Source organism: Caproiciproducens sp. CPB-2, assembly GCF_036287215.1.
In the GTDB taxonomy this organism is placed as follows: Bacteria; Bacillota; Clostridia; order Oscillospirales; family Acutalibacteraceae; genus Caproiciproducens.
In genome coordinates this window covers 2453315-2476746 of the sequence record NZ_CP142860.1, presented here as the reverse complement: position 1 = coordinate 2476746, position 23432 = coordinate 2453315, and the positions used below count along the sequence as shown (strand labels likewise).

At 52.0% G+C, this 23432-nt stretch carries 31 protein-coding genes, 1 pseudogene and 2 riboswitches; of the genes and pseudogenes, 15 read left to right on the top strand and 17 right to left on the bottom strand.

What is annotated here, in order from left to right; all coding sequences use genetic code 11:
• Window positions 1-6 precede the first annotated feature (6 nt).
• The gene (locus VXK30_RS12315) at window positions 7-993 is read left to right on the top strand and encodes an ABC transporter substrate-binding protein (RefSeq protein ID WP_275716623.1); all 987 of its coding nucleotides are present in this window, start codon (window positions 7-9) and stop codon (window positions 991-993) included.
• Between the two features lie 119 nt (window positions 994-1112).
• Window positions 1113-2081, top strand: a complete 969-nt coding sequence (locus VXK30_RS12310; RefSeq protein ID WP_275716625.1) for an ROK family protein — start codon at window positions 1113-1115, stop codon at window positions 2079-2081.
• 102 nt (window positions 2082-2183) lie between these two features.
• On the opposite strand, the pseudogene VXK30_RS12305 reads toward VXK30_RS12310, so the two are convergent.
• Window positions 2184-3226, bottom strand: a pseudogene (locus VXK30_RS12305) (IS30 family transposase).
• A gap of 180 nt (window positions 3227-3406) precedes the next feature.
• Entirely contained in the window at window positions 3407-3649 is a 243-nt protein-coding gene (locus tag VXK30_RS12300; protein WP_275716627.1) for a helix-turn-helix domain-containing protein, read from the bottom strand.
• A gap of 160 nt (window positions 3650-3809) precedes the next feature.
• On the opposite strand from VXK30_RS12300, the gene VXK30_RS12295 reads away from it, so the two are divergent.
• Entirely contained in the window at window positions 3810-4631 is an 822-nt protein-coding gene (locus tag VXK30_RS12295) for a hypothetical protein (protein WP_275716629.1), read from the top strand.
• 46 nt (window positions 4632-4677) lie between these two features.
• Here the strand turns inward: VXK30_RS12295 and VXK30_RS12290 are convergent, their stop codons facing one another.
• Window positions 4678-4962, bottom strand: coding sequence for a hypothetical protein (locus tag VXK30_RS12290; RefSeq protein WP_275716631.1), 285 nt, complete (start codon window positions 4960-4962; stop codon window positions 4678-4680).
• Entirely contained in the window at window positions 4949-5236 is a 288-nt protein-coding gene (locus VXK30_RS12285) for a hypothetical protein (protein ID WP_275716633.1), read from the bottom strand. Before VXK30_RS12285 ends, VXK30_RS12290 begins: the two co-directional genes overlap by 14 nt.
• Before the next feature lie 175 nt (window positions 5237-5411).
• Between VXK30_RS12285 and VXK30_RS12280 the strand changes: the two genes are divergently transcribed.
• The 5 genes from VXK30_RS12280 (at window position 5412) to VXK30_RS12260 (ending at window position 7784) form a co-directional block, all read left to right on the top strand.
• Window positions 5412-5924: a hypothetical protein gene (locus tag VXK30_RS12280; protein WP_275716635.1), complete on the top strand. Its 513-nt coding sequence runs from the start codon at window positions 5412-5414 to the stop codon at window positions 5922-5924.
• Between the two features lie 52 nt (window positions 5925-5976).
• Window positions 5977-6423, top strand: a complete 447-nt coding sequence (locus tag VXK30_RS12275) for a hypothetical protein (RefSeq protein WP_275716637.1) — start codon at window positions 5977-5979, stop codon at window positions 6421-6423.
• A 146-nt stretch (window positions 6424-6569) separates the two neighbouring features.
• The gene (locus tag VXK30_RS12270; protein WP_275716639.1) at window positions 6570-6983 is read left to right on the top strand and encodes a hypothetical protein; all 414 of its coding nucleotides are present in this window, start codon (window positions 6570-6572) and stop codon (window positions 6981-6983) included.
• Between the two features lie 61 nt (window positions 6984-7044).
• On the top strand, window positions 7045-7218 hold the full coding sequence (locus VXK30_RS12265) for a hypothetical protein (RefSeq protein ID WP_275716642.1): 174 nt from the start codon (window positions 7045-7047) through the stop codon (window positions 7216-7218).
• A 2-nt stretch (window positions 7219-7220) separates the two neighbouring features.
• A complete protein-coding gene (locus VXK30_RS12260; protein WP_275716644.1) occupies window positions 7221-7784 on the top strand; it encodes a hypothetical protein in 564 nt (187 codons plus the stop codon).
• Window positions 7785-7890: 106 nt separating this feature from the next.
• On the opposite strand, the gene VXK30_RS12255 is transcribed toward VXK30_RS12260, so the two are convergent.
• From VXK30_RS12255 to VXK30_RS12200, 12 genes are all read right to left on the bottom strand, one after another.
• Complete coding sequence (locus VXK30_RS12255; protein ID WP_275718017.1) at window positions 7891-8754, bottom strand: IS3 family transposase; 864 nt, start codon at window positions 8752-8754, stop codon at window positions 7891-7893.
• Window positions 8755-8777: 23 nt separating this feature from the next.
• Window positions 8778-9518 (bottom strand): transposase, encoded by a 741-nt coding sequence (locus tag VXK30_RS12250; RefSeq protein WP_275718016.1) that lies wholly within the window; start codon window positions 9516-9518, stop codon window positions 8778-8780.
• A gap of 67 nt (window positions 9519-9585) precedes the next feature.
• On the bottom strand, window positions 9586-9999 hold the full coding sequence (locus VXK30_RS12245; RefSeq protein WP_275713905.1) for a hypothetical protein: 414 nt from the start codon (window positions 9997-9999) through the stop codon (window positions 9586-9588).
• A gap of 12 nt (window positions 10000-10011) precedes the next feature.
• The gene (locus VXK30_RS12240) at window positions 10012-11568 is read right to left on the bottom strand and encodes a glycoside hydrolase family 73 protein (RefSeq protein ID WP_275713904.1); all 1557 of its coding nucleotides are present in this window, start codon (window positions 11566-11568) and stop codon (window positions 10012-10014) included.
• A gap of 12 nt (window positions 11569-11580) precedes the next feature.
• Complete coding sequence (locus tag VXK30_RS12235) at window positions 11581-11952, bottom strand: hypothetical protein (RefSeq protein ID WP_275713903.1); 372 nt, start codon at window positions 11950-11952, stop codon at window positions 11581-11583.
• 18 nt (window positions 11953-11970) lie between these two features.
• Window positions 11971-12282, bottom strand: coding sequence for a hypothetical protein (locus tag VXK30_RS12230; protein ID WP_275713902.1), 312 nt, complete (start codon window positions 12280-12282; stop codon window positions 11971-11973).
• A gap of 68 nt (window positions 12283-12350) precedes the next feature.
• On the bottom strand, window positions 12351-12467 hold the full coding sequence (locus VXK30_RS12225; RefSeq protein ID WP_275713901.1) for a CD1375 family protein: 117 nt from the start codon (window positions 12465-12467) through the stop codon (window positions 12351-12353).
• 52 nt (window positions 12468-12519) lie between these two features.
• Complete coding sequence (locus VXK30_RS12220) at window positions 12520-12642, bottom strand: CD1375 family protein (protein WP_275713900.1); 123 nt, start codon at window positions 12640-12642, stop codon at window positions 12520-12522.
• 13 nt (window positions 12643-12655) lie between these two features.
• On the bottom strand, window positions 12656-12844 hold the full coding sequence (locus VXK30_RS12215) for a hypothetical protein (protein WP_275713899.1): 189 nt from the start codon (window positions 12842-12844) through the stop codon (window positions 12656-12658).
• Between the two features lie 120 nt (window positions 12845-12964).
• Entirely contained in the window at window positions 12965-13261 is a 297-nt protein-coding gene (locus VXK30_RS12210) for a hypothetical protein (RefSeq protein WP_275713898.1), read from the bottom strand.
• Window positions 13246-14367 carry an RNA-directed DNA polymerase gene (locus VXK30_RS12205; protein WP_275713897.1) on the bottom strand — a complete coding sequence of 374 codons (1122 nt, stop codon included), beginning with the start codon at window positions 14365-14367 and terminating at the stop codon, window positions 13246-13248. The genes VXK30_RS12210 and VXK30_RS12205 overlap by 16 nt, the downstream gene beginning before the upstream one ends.
• Before the next feature lie 156 nt (window positions 14368-14523).
• Complete coding sequence (locus tag VXK30_RS12200) at window positions 14524-15330, bottom strand: hypothetical protein (RefSeq protein ID WP_275713896.1); 807 nt, start codon at window positions 15328-15330, stop codon at window positions 14524-14526.
• Window positions 15331-15645: 315 nt separating this feature from the next.
• Between VXK30_RS12200 and VXK30_RS12195 the strand changes: the two genes are divergently transcribed.
• The 7 genes from VXK30_RS12195 (at window position 15646) to VXK30_RS12165 (ending at window position 22025) form a co-directional block, all read left to right on the top strand.
• A complete protein-coding gene (locus VXK30_RS12195) occupies window positions 15646-16881 on the top strand; it encodes an ammonium transporter (RefSeq protein ID WP_275713895.1) in 1236 nt (411 codons plus the stop codon).
• Between the two features lie 20 nt (window positions 16882-16901).
• Window positions 16902-17243, top strand: a complete 342-nt coding sequence (locus tag VXK30_RS12190; protein WP_275713894.1) for a P-II family nitrogen regulator — start codon at window positions 16902-16904, stop codon at window positions 17241-17243.
• A gap of 140 nt (window positions 17244-17383) precedes the next feature.
• Window positions 17384-17481: riboswitch (TPP riboswitch) on the top strand.
• Between the two features lie 30 nt (window positions 17482-17511).
• A riboswitch (TPP riboswitch) is annotated at window positions 17512-17609 on the top strand.
• A gap of 181 nt (window positions 17610-17790) precedes the next feature.
• A complete protein-coding gene (thiD, locus tag VXK30_RS12185) occupies window positions 17791-18594 on the top strand; it encodes a bifunctional hydroxymethylpyrimidine kinase/phosphomethylpyrimidine kinase (protein WP_275713913.1) in 804 nt (267 codons plus the stop codon).
• Entirely contained in the window at window positions 18591-19904 is a 1314-nt protein-coding gene (thiC, locus tag VXK30_RS12180; protein WP_275713893.1) for a phosphomethylpyrimidine synthase ThiC, read from the top strand. The genes thiD and thiC overlap by 4 nt, the downstream gene beginning before the upstream one ends.
• Window positions 19905-19934: 30 nt before the next feature.
• Complete coding sequence (gene thiM, locus VXK30_RS12175; RefSeq protein WP_275713892.1) at window positions 19935-20753, top strand: hydroxyethylthiazole kinase; 819 nt, start codon at window positions 19935-19937, stop codon at window positions 20751-20753.
• Window positions 20743-21378 (top strand): thiamine phosphate synthase, encoded by a 636-nt coding sequence (gene thiE / locus VXK30_RS12170; RefSeq protein WP_275713891.1) that lies wholly within the window; start codon window positions 20743-20745, stop codon window positions 21376-21378. Before thiM ends, thiE begins: the two co-directional genes overlap by 11 nt.
• Entirely contained in the window at window positions 21375-22025 is a 651-nt protein-coding gene (locus tag VXK30_RS12165) for an HAD family hydrolase (RefSeq protein WP_275713890.1), read from the top strand. Before thiE ends, VXK30_RS12165 begins: the two co-directional genes overlap by 4 nt.
• Window positions 22026-22055: 30 nt before the next feature.
• On the opposite strand, the gene VXK30_RS12160 is transcribed toward VXK30_RS12165, so the two are convergent.
• Window positions 22056-23411, bottom strand: coding sequence for a GH1 family beta-glucosidase (locus tag VXK30_RS12160; RefSeq protein WP_275713889.1), 1356 nt, complete (start codon window positions 23409-23411; stop codon window positions 22056-22058).
• Window positions 23412-23432 lie beyond the last annotated feature (21 nt).

The following is a 23432-nucleotide window of genomic DNA, read 5'->3' as shown; positions in this document are numbered from 1 at the left end:
AATGTAATGAAAAAGAAGATCTTGGCTATTCTACTTTGCGCGGCAATGGCAGTGACTGCCTTCGCCGGCTGCGGCCAGGCGGCCAACCCGACATCCGCGGAGAACAACGCTTCTGCGGGGGATGCGGGCTCTGCGGCGGCTCCGGCTTCCGACAAAAAGATCAAAGTCATTTTGATTACCATGGACAGTCTGGATCAGCACTGGGTTTCTGTCGACAAGGGCGCGCAGAAGGCGGTTGCCGAGCTCGGCAACGTCGAGTACAAATGGATGGCTCCGGACAAGAAGGATGACGCGCAGCAGATCGAGCGTGTCAACAATGCAATCGCCGACGGAGCGGACGCGATCATGATCGCCGCCAACGGACCGGACGCTATTTCCGCTTCTCTGGAAGACGCAAAGGCAAAGGGAATTAAAATCATCTATGTGGACTCCCCGGCAAAGACCGAAGGCATCGCCACCTTCGCAACGGACAACGAAGCAGCCGGTAAAACGGCGGGCGAGGAAATGCTTAAAGCGCTGGAAGCGGCCGGCAAGAAAGACGGAAAAATCGGTATCGTCAATGTCAACTCCGCCACAGCTTCCACTGTAGCGCGTGAAAAGGGCTTCCGCGCAGCGTTCGAGGGCAAGGGCTACACCCTGCTCCAGACCCAGTACGGCGAAGGCGACGCAACAAAATCACAGGATATCGCAGATAACTACATAACAGAGGGTGCTGTCGGTATCTTCGGCTGTAACGAAGGCAGTACCGTCGGCGCCGGCAATGCCATCAAGGGCTCCGGCAAGAAAGATATCGTCGGCGTTGGCTTTGATAAGTCCGACTCCATTTTCTCTCTGATTAAAGACGGTTCCCTGCTCTGCGCAATGGCTCAGAACCCGGACGTCATGGGCTACGAAGGCATGAAGGCCGCCGTGAAAGCGGTCAAGGGCGAAACCATTGAAAAGACCTCCGTTGACACCGGTGTTTCCGTACTGAACAAAGATACGATCAAATAAGAGTTTAAAAAATGCATAACAGGGTCGCTGTTTGCCAGTGGCCCTGTTTCTGTATTGACCGCCCGTATTGATGCTGTTGAAAACAGGCCGGGCTGTTTCTGAAAAGGAGGGATTACTATATGGAAGGAACGGAATCATTACCGGCCGTTTACCGGGTCGGAATCGACCTTGGCGGGACCAATATCGCGGTGGGGGTGGTGGATGAGGAATTTCACATTGTCGCCAAATACTCCACCCCGACGGGGGCGGACCGTCCCTATGAGCAAATTGTCGAGGATATGGCGAAAGGCGTAAGAAAGGCCCTGCGCAATGCCGGGGTTCCTGTGGAACAGTGCTGTTCCGTTGGGATCGGCAGCCCGGGCATCTGCGATTACGAAACGGGTACGGTGCTGTACTCGAACAATCTTGGCTGGAAGGGCGTCCCTTTGACCTCCGCCCTGCAAAAATGGATCGACCTGCCCTGCCGTCTCAGTAATGATGCGAACTGTGCGGCGCTGGGAGAGGTTGTAGCGGGCGCGGCAAAGGGCTGTAAAAATGCTGTCCTGATCACGCTGGGGACCGGCGTCGGCGGCGGCGTAGTGCTGGACGGCAAAATATTTTCCGGCTGCCATTCCGCAGGCGCGGAGCTGGGGCATACGGTTCTTGTCAGGGACGGGGAGCTCTGTACCTGCGGGCGGCGCGGATGTCTGGAAGCGTATGCGTCGGCCACCGCGCTGATCCGGCAGACGAAGCGCGCCGCGCAGGAACACCCGGAATCGCTGATCTGGAAGCTGTGCAAAGGGAATCCGGAGCGTATCAGCGGCCGGACTTCCTTTGAAGCGGAAAGGCAGGGCGACGAAACGGGACGGCAGGTGGTGGACAGCTATCTGTCCTATCTCAGTGAGGGAGTCGTCGATTTTGTCAATATTTTTCGCCCGGAGTGTGTCATCCTCGGCGGCGGAATCTGCAACGAAGGGGCGCGTCTGCTCGACCCCATCAACGCGTTTGTCCGTCATTTCTGCTTTGGCGGAGAGCTGGTGGAAGCGCCCGCGGTGATTAAGGCGGCTCTCGGGAACGACGCTGGCATTATCGGTGCCGCGCTTCTGTAAAAAATGGATTGATAAAAACGCATAGAAATTTTCAACGATTGATTTTGACGTAAATGTCAATAGTAAATGCGAAAAAAATATAAAAAAATATAATTCAATGGGTTAGGCAAGCGCGGCGACGCATTCTTGAAACATCATTTCGGCGGTTTTCCAGCCGAATATCGCCCGCGGATAATTGTTCACCCATTCTTCAAGCTTCTTAATTGCGGCGGCGGTGACTTTCCCGAAATCTGTTCCTTTCGGGAAAGTCACCGCCGTATCATTTTGTTTTGATTCTCGTTTGACCCTCTTTCGCAACTGCAATACGGATGGCAATAGTAGAATTTTGTTCGTTGCCCTTTCCTGATCGCGGACCGTTCAAGCCTTTCAACGTCGGAGAACTCCACCCCATTATCAACCGTGATCGTGCGGAACACTTTTTTGAATAGTGACCCATACCGCCTTTCGATTCGATCAAGCCCCTTGACCGTGCTTTCCGCTGTGCGGTCCTTTATCGGCTCTATGATCTCTTTCCGGGTCATTCGTTCCGTCAGGACAAGAAGCGTTTTCTTCGACGCTTTTTTCCCGCTGTAAACGGTATCCATTTCCCAATGTCCGAACTCTTCCCGCGTATCTATATCCGGCGGGCGGTTCTCTATGCTTTCGCCGCGGGGCGGGCGCTTCATTTTTTGAACTTTATGGTAAGGCCGTTTCTTTTTGGGTTTTATCGGCAAATTCTTATTCGTCAGCGTTAAAAATACGCCCTTTTCAATGTAGCTATAAAGGGTGCTTGTGCAAATAGTCGTTTGGAACTCAATCCCTTTTTGCCTTATCTCCCCAAGAGCGGCGGCGGGTGAATAATCCTCTTCAATGATCTTCTTTTCTATGTATTCGACAAGTTCAAAATCTTTTCCAATTTTCAGCGGCGCGCCTTTTGCGGAAAGGTTTTCCCGGTATTTCTTTTCCGCTTCATCCGGGTTGTACCTTACTTCGGTTGTCCAGTCCGTATTTAGGTGTATGTACGTTCCCCGCTTCAATTCCCGGTAGATCGTGCTGATATGCACATGTAATTCCGCCGCTATTTCTGCCGGGGAATGTCCGTTATTCCGCAATACTTCAATTTTGTATCTGTCTGTTTTTGAAAGATGTTTGAACCTGTGTCCCATGTCGTTTTACCTCCCCACAAGAAAGCCCCGCCCATTGCTTCGGTGCAAAGGCGGGGCTTTCCGTTCCTTTCGCGTTATCCGCGGGCAGTATTTTTTCCCACTTGCTTCCCTCGGTTGCTATAATTATAGCACGGGGTTTATACTCACGCAAGTATAAAACGACATAACAAAAAAGGCGCTTTATTCGCGCCCGGTCAGCCATTCAAGACTTTCACCCAATATCTTTGAAAATACAACGAGTTCAAAGTCTGCAACAAAGCGCGTTCCGATTTCGATTCTGCTTACGCTGTCCCGCTCCAACGCCAGCCCCTCTATCTGCGCTTTCGCCGCAAGGTCCGCTTGCGTCATGCGCCGCCGTATGCGGGCTTCTCTGATTCTGTCCCCGCATATATTTTTCTTTCCGCGATAATCATAAATTTTCATATTTTTGTCCTCCGGGTGTGCTAATGTTCAGCACCATTCTTGACTTTAGCACTAAAATCATGGATAATTGTGTTAATGGTCAGCACACCCGCGGCGGACAGCGGGTATAATCGCAAAATAACCGCCCGGCAAAGGGCGGCTTAAAAAATGGAGGGTATATATGAAAAAATTTGTCTTATTGTGTATTGGCTTCCTGCTTGTATTTTCCTTGTCGGGGTGCGGCGGTTCGCTGGTTGACCTTAACACCCCAAAATCTGAACAGCTATCCTCAAAATATGACTTCTACGGCGATTCGATGAACAATATTCGTTCAACAATGGGTATTACCCCCGAACAAGCCGATGAAGTTTTTATTTTGCTTGCAGACAATGGGCTTGACGGCAAAGTAACTTCTATCATCAAGAACGAGCAAAGCGGCGAACCTTATTACAATGTGAATTGGACCGGAAACACTTATAGAGTATTTTTGAGCGACGGCGCGGTTTCAAAGATTGAAGATAGCAAAACCAGCAAGGTCATTTATCCCGCTCCCGAATCATCGGGACCCGAATCCTCTTCCGCGGAATCTGAAACCGCTTCTACTCTTGAAAAAGCCGTTGACGACGCAATATCCGCGGCGAGGGCCGAAAAAGTCAAGGTTGAAATAGTAGAAAACTTCGGAACGGAATCTAAGGAAGATCGGAATATAGAAATTTATTTGTCCGGGAAAGACAATGTATCAAAAAAGTTGATTCGTAGCGGAATGCTTATTCAGGCGAACGACATTTTGAAAGCATTACAGCCCCGTTCAGACATTGCGCAAGTGTGCTTGTTTTGGTCGTTCCCGCTCACGGATTCATACGGTAATACCTCCGAACAAAACGTAATGAAGATTCTTGTAAAAAAGGATACGCTTGATAAAATCAATTTTGAAAATTTCGACTGGAACAAATACCCTGAAATTGCGGACGACTATTACGAAAACGCCGCACTAAGTAAATAACCTTTATTTGAGAAAAACAACAGCGGGCAATCTGCCCGCTGTTTTCTTATTCCCTAAAGGCCCGGCGAACAATGAACCGGGCGTAAATCCCGCCTATATCCTCTATCGTTTCAACCTGTGAAAAATCCTCTCCGGCGCATACGGCTTCAAAGATCGTCCCATAGAACGCCGCGCGCTTTGCGGCTGGTTGCCGTTCTATGATTGTTTGCACCCGCTCGAATGTCTGCGGCCCCATCACAGTTTGAAGCTTCACGCGTTCTTCTTCCAGTTCCGCCGCGGCCCTGATCGCTTCGGTAAACGCCGGGTGAAATATCACGTTACCTTGATTCATGTTTTTTCCTCATTTCACGTCGCTTCCGCTCTTCCTCCGCCGCGGCCTGAACCGCTGTGTCAAACTCTTCCTTGCTCCATCCTAAAGCACTTAAAGCCCTTTCGTCGGTTGCTGATTCGATAAGATCGTTTAGGCTGTCATACCCTCCAGCTTCTACTGCTTTTTGATAGACTTCCTTTTTCCCAAGTTCGACATAAGGATACAAGCGGTCGTAATTCTCGCCATTCCACTTATTTTTCGCGCGGGTCGCCGATGTGCCTTTTTTCTCTGCCATCTTTTGACCTCCTTTCGGTTGCCATCATTATACCATGCCGTTTATACTCACGCAAGTATAACTTTTGCACAACCTCACGTGAGTATATTTGTTCATCTTTTCCGCTTGACTTTATACTCACGTGAGTATATAATAAGCAACAGAAACAAGGGAGAACAAAACGGAGGTAATCAAAATGAAAAAATTTGAAGTCGGCAAAGAATATTTTACGCATAGCATTTGCGACAGCGATTGCATGTATACCATCAAGATCGCCGGGCGGACGGAAAAGACCGTCACATATATTTATGGCGGGAAAAAGCGCCGTTCTAAAATTCAGGTCAGCGCCGACGGCGAATTTATCCAGCCTGATCGTTATTCGATGGCCCCTGTGTTTCGCGCCGAACGTGAAGTTCAGCCGGAAGCTTCCGCCGAACCGAAAGAATCCGAAAAGCCCATTATTATCATGATCGGACAGCGGCTTGAATTGGTCTGCGGCGCTTACTTCCCGGTTCAGGGCGGAACGGTCATAGGCTTTGAAGATATTCCAGCAACCCGGTTTTCCCGCGGCGGCGTTCACGCGGTCGTCAAATGGGACGGCACGGACGAATTTCCGGCGCATATTGAAAAAGTTTGTTTAATAGACATTCACCCGCGCGGGTGGCGGTCGGCAAACGGTAGCCCGCTGGGTGTGTTTGTTTCACAATAATAATCGCGGGCGGCTCTTATGCCGCCCGCCTACAAAGAAAGGATGGTAAACGATGTGGGTTGAATATTACACGCTCCCAAAAGGCCGCGGCATTTGCTGTGAGCATTGCGGCACGTATATTCAAAACGTGAACGTAATTCATTTTGACAACGGGTTCACGCTGAAATGCGGTTCCGAATGCTTTGACAAGCTTATAAAGCGGGCGGACCTCTCCGAATACGGGTTAAGGGTCCTAAAACGAATCGTTTCCAGTTTGAAGCGATATGACGAAATGGCTTCCGACTGGTCACGCTGGAAAACGCCGGAGGAAGCGGAAGCGGACGGGTGTTCCCAGCGGATAGAGGACCCGGACAACCCCGGCACATGGAGAATCAGAACGCAAGAAGAGTTCACGGAAGAAAGGGGCTTTATGCTGAATCAGTTTTTGCCCGCACAAATCAAGCGGCGGCAAGAGGAAATGAAAGACAAGTTCAAGAACGTGCATATACCCCGCACCTGATCTTCGCCCGCCGGACCGCTCCCGGCGGGCTTTTCCGTTCTCTAAAAAATATTTGAAAAAACTTTGCTAAACCCCTTGACTATATACTCACGTGAGTATATAATAAGAGCATAGAGAACAGGAAAACACGAACGGAGGAATAGAAAATGAAAAAGACTACAAATAAGGTTCAGGACAATTACATGAAAGCAAAAGCCGTTGTCGAATCCATCGAATCCCGTCAAAAGGAAATCGAGCGTCAGTATATCGCCGACAAAGGCATTGTGAACCCGGACGGCTCCATTCCCGAACTGCTCTACTGCATGGAGGACGACGCGGCATTTGAAACAGCGAATGAAGAGTGTTCCGCCATCATCGTTTCTGCCGGGCTTGAAAGTGAACTGAACGCCGCCAGCGCCGTGCTGAAAACAGCGGAAGAAAAGTTGATTGAATACGGGCTTTCAATCGCCCCCGCCGGAGTTCGCGCGGTCCTGCAAGAAGAGGTCAAGAAAAACGCTTGCACCCGAATGAAAGTGATTGACCTTGTTTTTCGGCTCGACGCTTCAACCGTAAGAATGTAGCGAACCAGCAGGGCGGCGGCTTCCCGCCGCCCTCGCCAATACAGGAACGGAGGAAACCAAAATGACAGTATCAACTTATGATTCTAAAGTAAGGGAAATCGGACACCATACGCGGGATTGTGACGGCAAAAAGTTTATTGTCATCAATCAAACATATTGGTATGACGCGGACAAATGGACCGACGAAACGGCGGCGGCGGACTATATGAGGACGCGGCAAAAGAAAAGGGGGTAAATATGGGCGCATACGGTCGTTATGAACTCGAATACGTCAGGACGGACCACAACGGAACAAAAATCTACCACGATAATAACTGCCCGCATTGCGCCGGGTACGGTTCCCTTGAAAAATGGGCCTACACGGGCAAAGTTTGTTTTGAGTGCGGCGGGACCGGGCTTCGTCCCAATCCGAAAGTCGTTAAAATCTATACCGATGAACACCGCGCAAAACTGGACGCGAAAAAGGCAGAGCGGGACGCGAAACGCCTTGCAGAAAACCCACCACCCTCACAAGACGAATTGCTGGCGCGGGCGCGCGAAACCGTCTTGAATGTTTGGGAAAGTCAAGGGTTCAACCGGGACGGGTCCGGCTTCATTCACTCCGGCGACACATACCCGAACCGCGACGCTATTTACGAGGGCGGCGGGCGGTGGTGTCGGTTTATGAAAGCCTATATCGCGCCCCGTCCAATAGACGGGTTGCGCGGCGTTAAAATCACCACAACGAACGCGGAGGCCCTTTGCAATCAGCAAGGATATATAGATATAGATAAAGCATTCGACTTGCGCGGCATTCTTTGACCGCCAACAAAAAAGCCCGCCGGGGCGTGTGAACCGCATCCCGTCAAGAGGACAATGAAAAACTATAAAAATTTTCTGGACAGTGGCGTAAGCTGCTGTCCACTTTTTATGCAGCAAGATAACGTTCGTATTTCTCCATCGGTGTGAGGACACCCAGATTACGTTGAACACGCCGGGTATTGTAATAGCGGATATAATCCTCAATCATCTGGATAAGAGCCTGTTTGCTGGTGAACCGTTTGCCGTAATAGCGTTCACGCTTCAGAATGCCCCAGAAGCCTTCCATTGGACCGTTGTCAATGCAGTGTGCCACGCGGGACATGCTTTGTGTCATACCGGCTTTGTCAATTTTGTGATGAAAAGTACGGTTCGTGTACTGGTATCCCCGGTCACTGTGAAACAGGGGATGTGCGTCCGGATTTTTCCCGACAGCTTTGTCAAAGGTCTTGAATACGAGAGGATTGTCATTACGCTCACTAATTACGAAAGCTACGATGCGCCTGTCATAGAGATCTAAAACAGCACTGAGGTAAACCTTGTGTACTTCAAGACCTTCGTACCACTTAAATTCAGTAACGTCGGTGAGCCACTTCTCATTCGGCTGAGAGGCGAAAAACTGGCGGTCAAGAAGGTTTTCGGCAAGATACTGCGGATTCTTTGCCTGCCTTGTGCAACCGTGGTTGTTGTACTTGATGGTGGATTTTATGTTCTTTGCCCGACAGATGCGAAGTACCCTCTTGTCATTGATGTGGATATCGTGGTCGTGTCGCAAATCATCGTTGATACGGCGGTAGCCTTTGTCTGGGCTTTCCATATGGATTTTCTCGATCTTTTCCGCAAGCCACTCGTTTTCGGCAATCCTGCGGCTTTGGTTCCCCGACGCCCATTTATTGTAGGCGGAACGGGCGACATGAAGTAGCTTACAGGCAGTCTCGATGGGATATCCCGCTTCCGCACGGCATTCTTTTATGGATGTGTAAATATGGCCTTGCCTTACTTGCGAGAGGCATCCCTCCTCTCCACCTCGTCCAATTTTTTTAGCAGGGCATTCTCCATTTCCGCCAGATACAGCTTGTGTTTAAGTTGTTCGATCTCAATTTGTGCCTGCTCCAACTCTGTGCGTGGTGCCTGATCTTTTTTTCGCTGCCCACGCCTATCCTGCAGACCAGCTTCACCCATTTTCTCAAAGTTCAGCGTCCAGGTGCGTGCCTGCTGGTAGCTTACATTATATTTAAGCGCCATCTCGCCGTAATTTTTACCGGATGCAATACAATCTTTCACGATTCGAATACGTTCATCTGGCGTTGTGCTGCGTGCTTTTCTCATGTAGCTTCCTCCTCCGGAATGCTTGACGGAGTTGAATTCTCCATGATTATTATACTTCTTTATCCAACATCGAAGTTGTTTTCTTGACCGGATTTTGTATTTCTCGCATATGGCGTGCTGACTACATCCGCCTGATAAATATTCCAGCACCGCTTGCTTTTTGAGCTCTTGGCTGTAGACGTGATTCTTTTTTCCTGACGCAAAGCCCAGAACTCCCTCTTGGCGATAAATCCGTGCCCAATCTGTTATGACATCAGGTGCGACTTCCGCCCGTTTCGCGGCTTCTTCCCTTGAGATATTTCCAGTTATATATTCCCGGGTGATTCTTACCTTTTTCGCAATTGCTATTTTTGACTTACTTGACATCAAAATGCTCCCTTCATGATCAACAGTGTTTTTCTTTTTCACTGTCTCTCATAAAGGGAGCATATCAGTGAACCTCGGCGGGCTTTCATTCTGTCCGATTCGGACAAACTTATTTATTTGTTTCGGTTTTTCCCTGTTCTTCTGTTGTTCCCGGTTCAACGCCGATTGCCAGCAGATTTTCAATAGGCGGGGTTTCGATGTAAGTTTTAATATTCTCATTCGTTCCCCAAACCTTTTTCGCTTCCTCCAGCACGGCTTCGATCATGTTTGAAATATCCTGTTCCGTGAAAAGAAGCTTCAAAATAGCCGGAATGCGCTGGTAAATCCAATCCGCGACGGCGGCAAATTTCAGTGAACCCGTGCCGCCCCCGAATTGCTTTTCTGCCTGTGTTACGAGGTTAAAAAGAATCTGCTTCAAAATCTTTGTTTCGCCGCGCTTGATAAGCACAATCACAAAGACGATGAACGCGAGAACGACAAGAACGCTGTCCCAATTTAGGAGCAAAAATTTAATAATATTCATGTTCGTTTCTCCTTATCGAATAAAGGTCAGGTCCGAAACCTTGACCGCCGCGACAACCACCCCGCCGTATGTGATAACGGCGCGGTCATTGCTGATTTCCTTTACGACGTGTTCACGGGAATACACAAAGCTTGCCAAACTGCCGCCCGTGTATGTCTTTGCGCCAGCTTTCACTTTCACGACGCTTCCGGCCTTGATGGTCGCCGCCGCTCCGCCGGAAGCGGCCTGAACGTCCGCCGCGTCAACCCATCCGTACACGGTAGACCCGCCGCCGCTTACGTTGATAAGGTGGTAAGGGTGCTTTGTACCCGTCGCAATCTGCGTGACCTTTGCCGTTCCGGGCTTGCAAGCCGGGCCGCTCGTTGCATTCGCGCTGGTATAGTGCGTATTGCCCGTAAAGCGTACCACGTCGCCCACGCTGAACGAAAGCGGGGCGGAGGTATTACCGGACCCCGCGGGCTTTCCGGGCTGTTGTGCGGGCGGTGTGGCGTTCCCTGCGCTGTCATAGGTGATATAAGGCAATTTCCCGTGTTTGGTCCACGCGCGCCCGTTCAGGCCGGAAATCGCGCCGATATTCAAGCAAGCCGTGACCTGAACGCAATTTTTGAAAGCCGGGGTGCATTCGATCACTTTTCCGCCGCCGATGTAAACGCCGATATGCCCCGAAAGCCACACGGCTTCGCCGGGAACAATGTTCTTGAAATCGGTCGAAACGCCCGTGCATTTCGTAATCATTGTGTCTGCGCTAATGTCTGGAACTCCGTTGACCGCGTATCCCGCGCCGCCGTAGGTCTTTGACGCGTCGCCGCTCCATCCCCACAAAACGCCTTTGATAAGGCATACGCAATCGAACCCGAAAACGGGCGGATTCTGATTCGCCGCCGCCTTTATCATTGCGGTTCGCGCCGCCTGTTTGTTGTAGTCGTCATTCGTGCAATACCGCTGTACGGTTGCCGCCGTCAGCGGCGCGCCGAAACAACCCATTACATAAAGCGTTTTGTAATGGTCCACGATGTTTTGAAGTTTACTGATAAATTCCGTACTTGTCATTTTGACCGCTCCTTTTGCGTTGTTATTTGACCCGGCGGGCGGCGCGCTCACACTGTCGTAAGCGGCCAGCCCGTATGAATCAATCAAATTTATAAGCTTGTCCGAATACGTCGGGTCCGTCGCGTATCCTGCCGTCCTGATCGCAACGCAAGCTTTCTTGTAATCCCTTTCCCCGACGACGGCTTTATAACGGGAAAGGCCCGTCAGCAAGGCGGAATGATCGGAAACAGATTCTTCCCAGCTATCGTAAGCCCGGAAAAGCGCCGTGATTGTCGTATTACTCACGCCGTCGTAGCATTCTTGCGTCTGTGCGCTGTAAACCTTTCCTTTCCATGTGGAACCCGCCTTGATACCGAAAAGCGCATTTGCCTTGACCGTCAGGCCGGATTGACCCCAGCCACTTTCAAGGATTGCTTGCGCAATTGTCAGTGAAGCGAGAATGCCGCTTTTTTTCATGTCCGCCGCGGCAAGGTCGCCCACTCGTTTGATGAATCCTTTTTGTTCTTCTGTGATCGCCATTTTTGACCTCCGTTACGGAATGATGTTGTTAAGATCAACGGGCGTTCCCTCGGTTGCGTCCGGGTTTGCCTTTTTGATCTTGACGACGTTTTCCGCTTTCGCTTTCCAAGAATAGAAGCCGATTGCGGTTGCCGTAGGTGTGCCGATGTAGGCAAGCAAAACGCCCAATTGTGTAACGTCGATATAAACGATTTTTACCCCGACGTATAAGCCCACAAAGTACGTGCAAAGGACCGCAAACAAGATGATTTTTGAAAACTCAACCTTGTGTGCGGCCCCTTTTTTGCGCCGTCTGCGTTTGCGCTTCTTTTTCCTCGATTCAATCAGCAACACGGCGGCAACCCCGGCAATCAGCCCGGCGGCGACGCTGAACAAATAGCCCATTGCCCGCACCACCTTTCTTTACTCTGTGTTGCCCTCCAGCCTGTCAATCCGCTTGTGTGCCTGTTTTGCAGAAGCTTCCACGCTTGTCAGCCGCGATATGACTTCAAGGTGCTGTGCTTCCTGCTTTTCCTCTTGCCGTTCCTGTTTGCGCTTAATGTCATCAATGCCCGACTTTATATAGCCGATCTCGGTTAAGACGGTCCCGCTTTTTTCTCCGCCCTGCTGATCGTCCTTTTTTCGGTTTCGGTTGAAAGCCGCATATCCGAACAGAATTGCGCAAACGGTACTTATAACACCGATAGCGGCGACAAGCCCGTTCAATTCGTCCATGTAGTTCACCTCACAAAAAGCCCCCGGCGCGGAGAAGTACCGCGCCGGGGCTTCGTTATGTCTGATTGTTAAAGCGTAATTTCGAGGGCTTCCAGCAAGTCCTGAACTTCGGCTTTCAGCCTGTCAGGGACCTGCTCCAGCGTCTTTTTGTTTTTAACAATCAGGGTCGCGTAAACAACTGCCATTGTCGCCACCTCCTTTCGGCAAAACAATTTTGCAAAAAACAGGAACACCGCGCTATTCATCGGTGTTCCCGCTTTCGGCTTCGACGATTGCGCGCACCGCGTCGCGTATGCGCTCCGGGACCTCTTCAATGCTTTTCAGCCCCTTTTTAATGAGGTCTGCATAAACCTTTTCCATAGTTGCCGCCTCCTTATTCTCCGCTTGAAAGGGTGGTTTCTACTAATTCGTAGACTTCGCAAAGGGCAAGTTGTAAGTCCGTCACTTGCGTTGCAAGGCTTTCTTTGTCCTTTTGCAATTGCTCGTTTTCCGCGGACAGTTCTTCAAGCGTCTTGCGGCCTTTCAACGCTTTTATGCTGTCCTCTCTGTGCATTACGCTCATTCAAAATTCCCCCCCACTGAAACAATGAAACAATCGCCTGTTGCTCCGTTCCGATTCACCTTGATTCGGAAGTTATAGCCCCATTCTGCGGCTGTTTTGGTCGTATTCTCAAAAAAGAATTTACTGCTTCCCATCACGGCGTTTGTTACGTCCTCCCATGTGGGGGAAGCGTCGGATGTTTGATTGAATGTAACGGTTATTCCCGTAGGAACGGCGGTTGCTGTCGCTGTTGCTCGATTCGATAGCGTCAAAGCATTTCAGCGAAATAATTTTATCAGTCATCAGGGTAACGGCCCCGGATGGATAGCCGGAATGATTCTTGTCAACGATCTTCCATACGATAGATTTTCCGTTGTAAAGCGTCCCGGTATCTTTTACCAGCGCGCCGACTGCAAGCGCGCTTAATGCTTGTGCCATTGCTTTTCACTCTCCTTGAATTGGTTTTTGAAATAGCGGTCCGTATCCCGTACAAGGTGGTAACTGTCGCCTTTCAGGGCGTGACCCCTCCAGCTTTGATAGGATTGTTCCGCCTTAGAAAGTTCAATTTTACCCATGTCGAGAAGCTTCCGTTGTTTCTTAATTCTTCGTTTTACATTGTTCTTGCTCACCCGCCTAACTTTGCGAATCACCTTTCCGCTGTCGGTCAAATAGGTGTGAAACCCAAGAAAATCAATCCCGTTTTTCAGCGGAAAAATATTCGTCTTATTGTTCAGGGAAAGCCCCAGCGCGGTCACGTACTTTTCGATTTCGTCCCAGCAATACTGCAAATATGCCTTGTCCTCATGAATCAAATAAAAGTCGTCCATGTACCGCCCGTAAAAGCGGATACCCAGCTTTTCTTTTATAAAATGGTCCATTCCCGAAAGGTACATGACCGCGAACCATTGTGAAGTTTGGTTTCCGATAGGTATTCCGGGGTTTTCTGTGCTGTCAATTATCATGTCAGTAAGCCACAAAATGTTAGGGTCCCGAATATACTTGCGAACCATCTTTTTCAACGGTTCGTGCTGAATGGAATAGAAATACTTTGAAATATCGCATTTCAAAACCCATCCGTCAGCATACCCGCCCGTTTGCGGAGAAACCCGCGGCAACCCCTCCTCCCGGCGTTTCTGTTCCGCGCGTGACTTACGTTCAAAGTAATATGAACGCATGAAATTTTCCAGCCGATACAGTCCGTAGTGCGTGCCTTTCCCGGTCTGTGAAGCGTAATTGTCAATCATGAAGCTTCGTTCAAACGCGGGTCCAAGTATGTTATCGCATAGGGAATGCTGAACAACCTTGTCTTTGAATGCGTTCGTCATTACAATTCGCTCTTTCGGTTCATATACCCGAAACACGAAATATTCGGACGGCTTATAGGTTTTTGTTTTCAGCAATTCCGAAAGTAGGCAGAGGGCTTCAAGCAAATTCGCTTCAAACTTTGCGACGCTTTCTTTTCCCCGCTTGCCCCGGCGGGCTTTCAGGAATCCGGCGTATAGGTTGCCGAAATCGTAAACCCGCTCAAAATCTGCGTTCTTCATAAAAAAACTCCTTGCCGTGTATAGATTCCACCTTGCATGAAAATGACCACCCCGACGGATTCCCGCCGTTGTGGTCTTTGCAATGCTTTATCATCGGACCCCGCCACGCGCCCGCGGCGGGACGGAAGCCGCCCCGCGGCTTCACCAATCTTGTATTTACCATCGTTCTGTCACCACGACGGAGGGATACACTTTCCTTTGATGATAGGGCGTTCCGATGATCTTAATACGGCTTGCTTCAAATCCCCATTCGCTATTTACTGCAACCTTTGCTTCGTCCTCTGATATTTCCGTGTCGCAATTATTGACTATCCACTTGTCGCGCCCCTCTTGATATGCAACAATCGCTTCTGGCTTCCGCAAGCACCATTTGTGGTATGCGTACCTGTAAACCTCGGAAGCGGTGAGTTTTCCAGCCTTTACAAACTCCGCAAGCGCGTTGTAAACCTCTCCCGCCGTGTTCTCACTCCATTGTGAAAAATCGCTGATTCCCATTCCTGCTTCTGCGGCAAATTCATCTTCCGTAAGAAGAATGCCGCGTGAGCATTTCCAAGCCCTGTCATATCCCGCCCGCAACGCTTCTTCGGTTTTGAACGCCCACCCTCTATCAAGGAGGAATTTTTCAAAGTCGGTTATCTTTGAAAAGTCGGTTGTCGTTGTTCTGATTTTTTCGGCAAGCATTTCACCGTAGCCGGGGAGGGCGGCGGCATTTTCCGTCCCGCTCTCGTTGCTTTCCTCTGCAACTTCCGCTTCAATCCAAATGTTTGTTACGGTTTCGCCGTACTCACCCGTGAGAACTTCCAGCCTGCAACCTAAATCACAAATGCGGTTATAGTAGTTAAGTGTCGGGTGTCTGTAAATGTCATATCCGGCGCGGCGGCTTGAATCTTCGTCTTTCTCGTAATCCGTCGGGAAAATCTTGTTGACCTCTTTCCAAGCGTCCTGTATAGTTGCAACTTTCATCGTGCTTCCTCCTTGCGCTTTCGGCTGTTCTATGGCAAAAAAATAAATGCGTCCGGTACGATTTCACCTTTGAATTGGTGAAATGTACCTTTCGCATTTAATGTTACAATCTTCGAACGATTGATTTTGAATTTTTCCGCTTGACAGATGCTCCAAAATAGATTAATATATTTTGGTAATAAAGGCGGCCGTGAGCAGAAGGCTGCCTGCCGACGCGTCTTATTGGCAATGAGGTCAATAAAGCTTTACTTTCATGTATTGCTTTATTGACCTTTTTATTTTTTCTGCAAAAAACAAAAGAATAGGGGTTTGAACATGGATCATGGAGATGTGGCGTGGATGCTGACCTCCTCAGCTCTGGTACTTCTTATGACACCGGGCCTGGCATTTTTTTACGGCGGTTTTGTTAAGCGGAAAAATATTATCAATACGTTGATGTCTTCGGTTGTTCTGATGGGGGTGGCTTCCGTTTTGTGGGTGCTGGTCGGCTTTTCCCTTTCCTTCAGCGGGGATATCGCCGGTATCATCGGAAATCTGAAATGGGTGGGAATGAATTTTAATGGCTTTACGGATACAACGCTTCCTTACCCCAACACGCTGACTTTTGCCGTTTTCCAGATGATGTTTGCCATCATCACGCCCGCGCTGATGACCGGCGCGGTTGCCGAAAGGATGAAGTTTTCCTCTCTCGTTGTTTTTACGGCCATCTGGTCCCTGATCGTCTACTATCCCCTTGCGCACATGGTCTGGGGCGGAGGGTTCCTGTTCGACATCGGTTCCGTGGATTTTGCGGGGGGCAACGTGGTACATATCAGCTCCGGCGTCAGCGCCCTTGTCCTTGCCATCTTTCTCGGCAAGAGGAAAAATTACGGCAAGGCGACTTACCGCCCGCACAACGCGCCGATGATTTTTATGGGCGCCGCGCTTCTGTGGTTCGGCTGGTTCGGCTTTAACGCGGGCAGCGCATTAGCAGCGAACGAGCTTGCCGTTCACGCTTTTCTGACAACGAATACCTCGGCTGCCGCGGCGATGCTTTCCTGGCTGATGATCGAAGTGGTCACGAGCGGAAAACCGACGATTGTGGGCGCTTCCACCGGACTGGTGATCGGCCTTGTGGCGATTACTCCCGGAGCGGGCTTCGTTCCCGTCTGGGCGGCTTTGGTCATCGGGGCCATGGTCAGTCCCATCTGCTATTTCTTCATTACCGTTGTGAAGCCGAAATTCGGCTATGACGACGCGCTGGATGTGTTCGGGTGCCATGGCGTCGGCGGAATATGGGGCGGTATTGCGACGGGTATTTTTACGCAGAAATCCATCAATTCCGCGGCGGCGTGGAACGGGCTGATCTTCGGCAATGCGAACCTGTTCCTGCGCCAGCTTGCGGCAATCGCCATCACCGTTGTCATCGCGGTTGTCGGTACCCTGATCGCCGGGAGCATCGCTTCGGCTGTTACGGGCGGCATCAAGGTTTCCCAGAAAGACGAGAATGTGGGGCTCGACGCTTCCCAGCACGGGGAATCCGCTTACCCGGCGTTTAACGGGATGGATTAAGAAATGAGAATGGTGAAGATATGAAAAAAATTGAAGCGTTTATACGTCCGGATCAGCTGGAAGATATCAAAGAAATCCTCGATTCTCTCCAGCTCAACGGCCTGAGCATTATGCAGGTCATGGGCTGCGGCAGTCAAAAGGGCTGGAAGGAATTTGTAAGGGGTACGGAGGTCGACTGCCAGTTCCTGCCGAAAATCAAAATTGAAATGATCGTTCTGGACGAACAGGCCGATACGGTTGTGGACAGCATCGTCGAAAAGGCGTACACCGGGGAATACGGCGACGGAAAAATCTTTATTTCCGACATCAGCGACGCCGTCCGTATCCGTACGGGGGAACGCGGCAGGGAGGCTATCCAATAGCGTTCATAATGGGTTCCATGGGATAAAAAATTCGCCGGACTGCCGGTTTCCTTCCGTTTACGGTGTTCCCTGTACCAAAGCGGCGTGGAAAAATACGGACGGAAGACGGATTGACAGGCATTCCAATACAGTATATAATAAAATACAACGGGGGGAACTCATGGAGTTGAGAAGGTAAAACCTGACCCTTTGAACCTGTCGGCTAATACCGAGGTAGGGAACGTTGACTGATTCGCGTTCACCTGTTTGGGTGGACGCTTTTTTAATTAAATAGACGCGGGGGGACTCATCCGAGTTGAGAAGGTAAAACCTGACCCTTTGAACCTGTCGGCTAATACCGAGGTAGGGAACGTTGACTGATTCGCGTTCACCTGTTTGGGTGGACGCTTTTTTAATTAAATAGACGCGGGGGGACTCATCCGAGTTGAGAAGGTAAAACCTGACCCTTTGAACCTGTCAGTTAACGCTGTCGTAGGGAGCACAATCCGGTTCTTTTATGCTCGCCTTGACGGTGGGCATTTTTTTATTTCAGAAGGAGGAGTTAGCTATCAAAAATTTACTGACCATTGCGGGTTCCGACTGCAGCGGCGGAGCCGGAATCCAGGCCGACCTGAAAACCTTTGCCGCGCACGGGGCCTTTGGCATGAGCGTCATTGTTTCGGTGGTGGCGGAAAACACCAGCCGCGTGATTTCCATTCAGGATATCCCGCCTCAGATTGTCGCCGACCAGATCGACGCCGTGTTTGAAGATATCGCGGTGGACGGGGTAAAAATCGGCATGCTTTCCGGCGCGGAGCAGATGAAGACGGTCGCGGAAAGGCTGCGTTTTTACCGGCCCGGCGGCGTGGTGCTGGACCCGGTGATGGTCGCGAAGGGCGGCCGCGCCCTGATGCACCCGGACGCGCTGGAAACGCTGAAAGCAGAAATGCTGCCGCAGGCTTTTCTGCTCACGCCCAATATCCCGGAAGCGGAAGCCATCACCGGCATGGAAATCCGCACCGTCGGGGATATGGAAAAAGCCGCGGCTGTCCTGAGGAGCATGGGCCCCCGGCATGTGCTGGTCAAAGGCGGGCATCTGGAGGGCGACGCGGTGGACATTTTGTTTGATGGGGAAGAAATCCATCCGTTTCGGACGGAGCGGATTCCCACAAAAAATACCCACGGTACGGGCTGTACCCTTTCCTCCGCCATCGCGGCGAACCTTGCGAACGGAATGGACGTTCCCGAGGCCGTCGGCGCCGCGAAAGAATACGTTACCACAGCCATCCGGCACGCGCTGCCGGTCGGCAAAGGTCACGGCCCGACCAATCATTTTTACAATTTATATAAAAACGGAGGATTATTACAATGAGAACATATCACACGCAGATGGAAGCGGCCAAAAAGGGCATTGTCACCAAAGAGATGGCCGTGGTGGCGGAAAAAGAATCCATGGAGCCCGAAAAGCTGCGGGAGCTGGTGGCATCCGGGCAGGTCGCCATTCCGGCCAATATTCACCATACGGCCCTGTCCCCGGAAGGAATCGGCGCGGGACTGAAAACAAAAATCAACGTCAATCTGGGAATTTCGGGCGACTGCAAAAATTACGATGTGGAAATGCAGAAGGTGGACATGGCGCTCCGCTTCGGCGCGGAAGCAATCATGGACCTGAGCAATTACGGCAAAACCAATACCTTCCGGCGGGAGCTGATTGCGAAATCCCCCGCGATGATCGGCACGGTGCCCATGTACGATGCGATCGGGTATCTGGAAAAGGATTTGCTGGAAATCTCCGCGAAGGATTTTCTGAAGGTGGTGGAGGCGCACGCGAAGGAAGGCGTGGACTTCATGACGATTCACGCGGGCATCAACCGCCGCGCGGTGGAGAGCTTCCGCAGGGAGGGCCGTATCATGAACATTGTTTCCCGGGGAGGCTCTTTGCTTTTTGCGTGGATGGAGATGACGGGCAATGAGAACCCGTTTTACGAGTACTATGACGAAGTGCTGGAAATCCTGCGCGAATACGACGTGACCATCAGCCTGGGCGACGCGCTTCGTCCCGGCTGCCTGGACGACAGCACCGACGCGGGGCAGATCGGGGAGCTGATCGAACTGGGGAACCTGACCGGACACGCGTGGGAAAAGAATGTGCAGGTCATGGTGGAAGGCCCGGGACACATGGCCATGAATGAGATCGCGGCCAATATGACGCTGCAGAAGCGGCTTTGCCACAACGCGCCGTTCTATGTGCTGGGACCTCTGGTCACCGACATCGCTCCCGGCTACGACCACATCACTTCCGCCATCGGCGGAGCGATTGCGGCTGCCAGCGGCGCGGATTTCCTGTGCTACGTCACCCCGGCGGAGCACCTTCGCCTGCCGGATCTGAACGATGTCAAGGAGGGAATCATCGCCAGCAAAATTGCCGCGCACGCGGCGGATATCGCGAAAGGCGTTCCCCATGCGCGCGACCTCGACAATCAGATGGCACACGCGCGCCACAGGATGGACTGGGACGAAATGTTCCGGGTCGCCATAGACGGGGAGAAGGCAAGGGACTACTTTGAAAGCACCCCTCCCGCCGACCGCCACACCTGTTCCATGTGCGGAAAAATGTGCGCCGTCCGTACGACCAACCTGATTTTGGAAGGCAAAAAAGTAGAATTCTGCTCTGAAAAATAAAAGAGAAATAAATATCCGGAGGATGAAACAATGAATCAGATCACCAAAGAAGTATCAAACGCAATCCGTGTCCTGAGGGAAAAGGTTCCGCTGGTACATAATATCACCAACTATGTGACGGTCAACGACTGTGCAAACGCGCTGCTTGCCATCGGCGCTTCGCCCATTATGGCGGACGACATTGCGGAAGCGGCCGATATTTCCGCTATTTCTTCCGCGCTGGTGCTGAATATCGGCACACTGAACCAGCGCACCATCGCCTCCATGCTTGCGGCGGGGAAAAGAGCGAACGAACTCGGGATCCCCGTCGTGTTTGACCCGGTCGGCGCGGGTGCGTCCAAACTGCGCAACGACGCGACCAGAGAAATCCTGGAGCAGGTCAGGCTTACGGTCCTGCGCGGGAATATTTCCGAAGTCTCCTTTGTCGCGGGGCTGGGCGCTTCGACGAAGGGAGTGGATGCCTCCGAGGCCGACGGCGGCAACGACGCGGTTGCCGTCGCAAAAGCCGTTGCGGAAAAGCTGGGCTGCACGGCTGCTGTTACCGGTGCGGTAGACGTGATTGCCGACGGGAAGCGCGTCGTCAAAATACGCAACGGACATCCCATGCTCAGCAGGGTGACCGGTACCGGCTGCATGACCTCCGCGCTGGTCGGCGCCTACGCGGGCGCGCTGCGGGACGGATTTACGGCGGCGGTCTCCGGAATCGCTTCCATGGGAATCGCGGGCGAGCTTGCGTACGAAGCGGCGGGCCAGACCGGCACCGGCAGCTTTCATATCGCCGTGATCGACGCGCTGAGCCGCCTGAATCCAGTTTTATTGGAAGAGAAGGCGAAGCTAAATGAAATCTGAAATTGATTATTCCCTGTACCTCTGTACGGACAGGGAACTGATGAGCACCCCTACGGTGGAGGAATCGGTGGAGCAGGCGATACAGGGGGGCTGTACGGTCATCCAGCTGCGGGAAAAGAATATTCCCTCCCGCCTGTTTTACGACACGGCCCTCGCGGTGAAAAAGGTGACGGAACATTACGGCGTCCCTCTGATCATCAACGACCGGCTGGACATTGCGCTTGCGGTCGACGCGGATGGCGTGCACGTGGGGCAGAGCGATTTGCCCTGCGGCGTGCTGCGCCGTATTTTGGGGGAAGAAAAAATCATCGGGGTGTCCGCGTCCACTCTGGAAGAAGCCGTTCGGGCCGAAAAGGATGGCGCGGATTATCTCGGCGTGGGCGCCATGTACGCGACCGGGACGAAAACGGATGCCGCAATCGTCTCTATGGAAGAACTGCACGCCATCCGCAGGGCGGTTCAGATCCCGATTGTCGTCATCGGGGGGATCAACCGGAAAACCGCCCCCGCGTTCTGCAAGACCGGGATCGACGGCTTAGCGGTGGTTTCCGCGGTGGTCGCACAGCCCGACATCCGCGAAGCCGCCCGCGGGCTTTTACAGATTTTCCAGGGAGGGAATCCATGAAGGAATTGAAAGGCGCGATTTTTGACCTTGACGGCACCTTGCTGGAGTCCATGGGAATCTGGGCGCAGATCGATCAGCGGTTCCTTGCGAAACGGGGAATCCCCCTGCCGGACGACTATGTCGAAAAGGTTACGCCTATGAACTACCGGGACGCGGCGGCGTACACCATCGCGCGGTTTTCCCTGCCGGAAACGGCGGCGGAGGTCATCCGCGACTGGAAGGAAATGTCCGAACAGGCATACCGTTTTGAAATCGCGCTGAAGCCCCGGGCCGGGGAATTCCTCCGGAAATTGAAAAGCCGGGGGGTCAGGCTGGCGGTCGCGACTGCGCAGGCCCCCGAACTGTACGAGCCGGCGCTGAAAAACAACGGCGTTTTTGACCTGTTCGACGCTTTTGCCCATCTGGGCGAGGTGGAGAGGGGGAAGGGTTTTCCCGACATCTATCTTCTGGCGGCGCAGCGGCTCGGCCTTTCCGCGCGGGACTGCGTGGTGTTCGAGGACATTTCGGCGGGAATCCGGGGAGCGAAGGCAGGCGGCTTCCGGACCTGCGGGGTTTACGACCCGTACTCGGACTATGAAAAAGAGACCATCCTCCGGGAAGCGGATCGGTATATTGATTCGTTTGCACAACTGCTGGAACCGGACTGAATGGATACGAACAAAACGGAGAGAGGCTTTTCAGAGCCTCTCTCCGTTTTGTTCTATCATTTTTTGGTACCAGTAAGCGCTGTCCTTCGGGATTCGCTGCTGTGCTTCGTAATCGACATAGATGATACCGAAGCGTTCGTGATAACCGGAATCCCATTCAAAATTATCCATCAGGGACCAGACAAAGTAACCTGCGACATCAATACCCTCATTTACCGCCATCCTTAAATAACGGAGATAGCGGCGCAGATAATCGATCCGGTTCGGGTCGTGTACCCGCCCGTCCAGGGAGATGGCGTCGTGGGCGGACATCCCGTTTTCACTGATAATGATTTTTTTGCGGTATTCTTCATACAGGAATTTACTGCACCAGTACATGCATTCCGGGGTTACGGGCCAGTTCATGGCCGTTTTTGTCATCCCCACGGGGAACGGCACAGGCTCCCAGCCGTCCTTCACCGCCCGGACGCGGGCGGAGTGGTAAATATTCTGCCCGTAAAAATCGATTGGCTGACGGATGAGCTCCATATCCTCTGCGCTGATTTCGGGCAGTACATCGGGAAATTTTTGCAGGAAGTCCTTGGGGTACTCCCCCTTCAGGATCGGGTCGCTCCAGAGGGAGACGCTGAAAAGCGCGTCAAGATAGTCGCCGGGGACCTCGAAGGTAGCGCGCCGCGCGGCTTCGGCATCCTCGGTCCGGTCGGTCTGCGAAACGAAAATCCGCCCGCACTGCGCCAGTCCCACACTGACAGGACCGCCGTATTCCCTCAGCGCGCGGACAGCTCCTCCGTGCGCCAGCAGGACGTGGTGGACCGCCAGAAAATTATCCGCGGCGGAAAGCTTCAGGCCGGGCGCATGCGTGCCGCGGCCGTAGCCCAGTCCGATAAAGCACTGCGGCTCATTGATGGTAAAATAGTGATGGATTTTGCCTTTAAATCGTCTCGCGATGGTTTCGGCATACTGTTCGAACCACAGCGGGCTCTGTGGGTTCAGCCAGCCGCCCTGCTTCTGCAGGACGGCCGGATAATCCCAATGAAAAAGAGTGGCATAGGGTGTAATCTGATTTTGCAGGAGTTCCTCTACAAGGTCTTCATAGAAACGCATGCCCGCCTCGTTTACTTCCCCCGTTCCGTCCGGCAGAACGCGGGGCCAGGAGAAGGAGAAACGGTAAGCACGGATGCCCAGCTGTTTCATCATGGCGATATCTTCGCGGAAGCGGTGATAATGGTCGCAGGCGGCGTCGCCTGTCTGACCTTCAAAAACGGCGCCCGGAATACGGCAGAACTCATCCCAGACAGAGTCGCTTTTGCCCCCTTCCCGCGGGGCCCCTTCGATCTGGTAGGAAGCGGTTGCGGCGCCCCAGATGAAATTTTCAGGAAATCCCATTTGCTTCATCCCCAGCTCAGT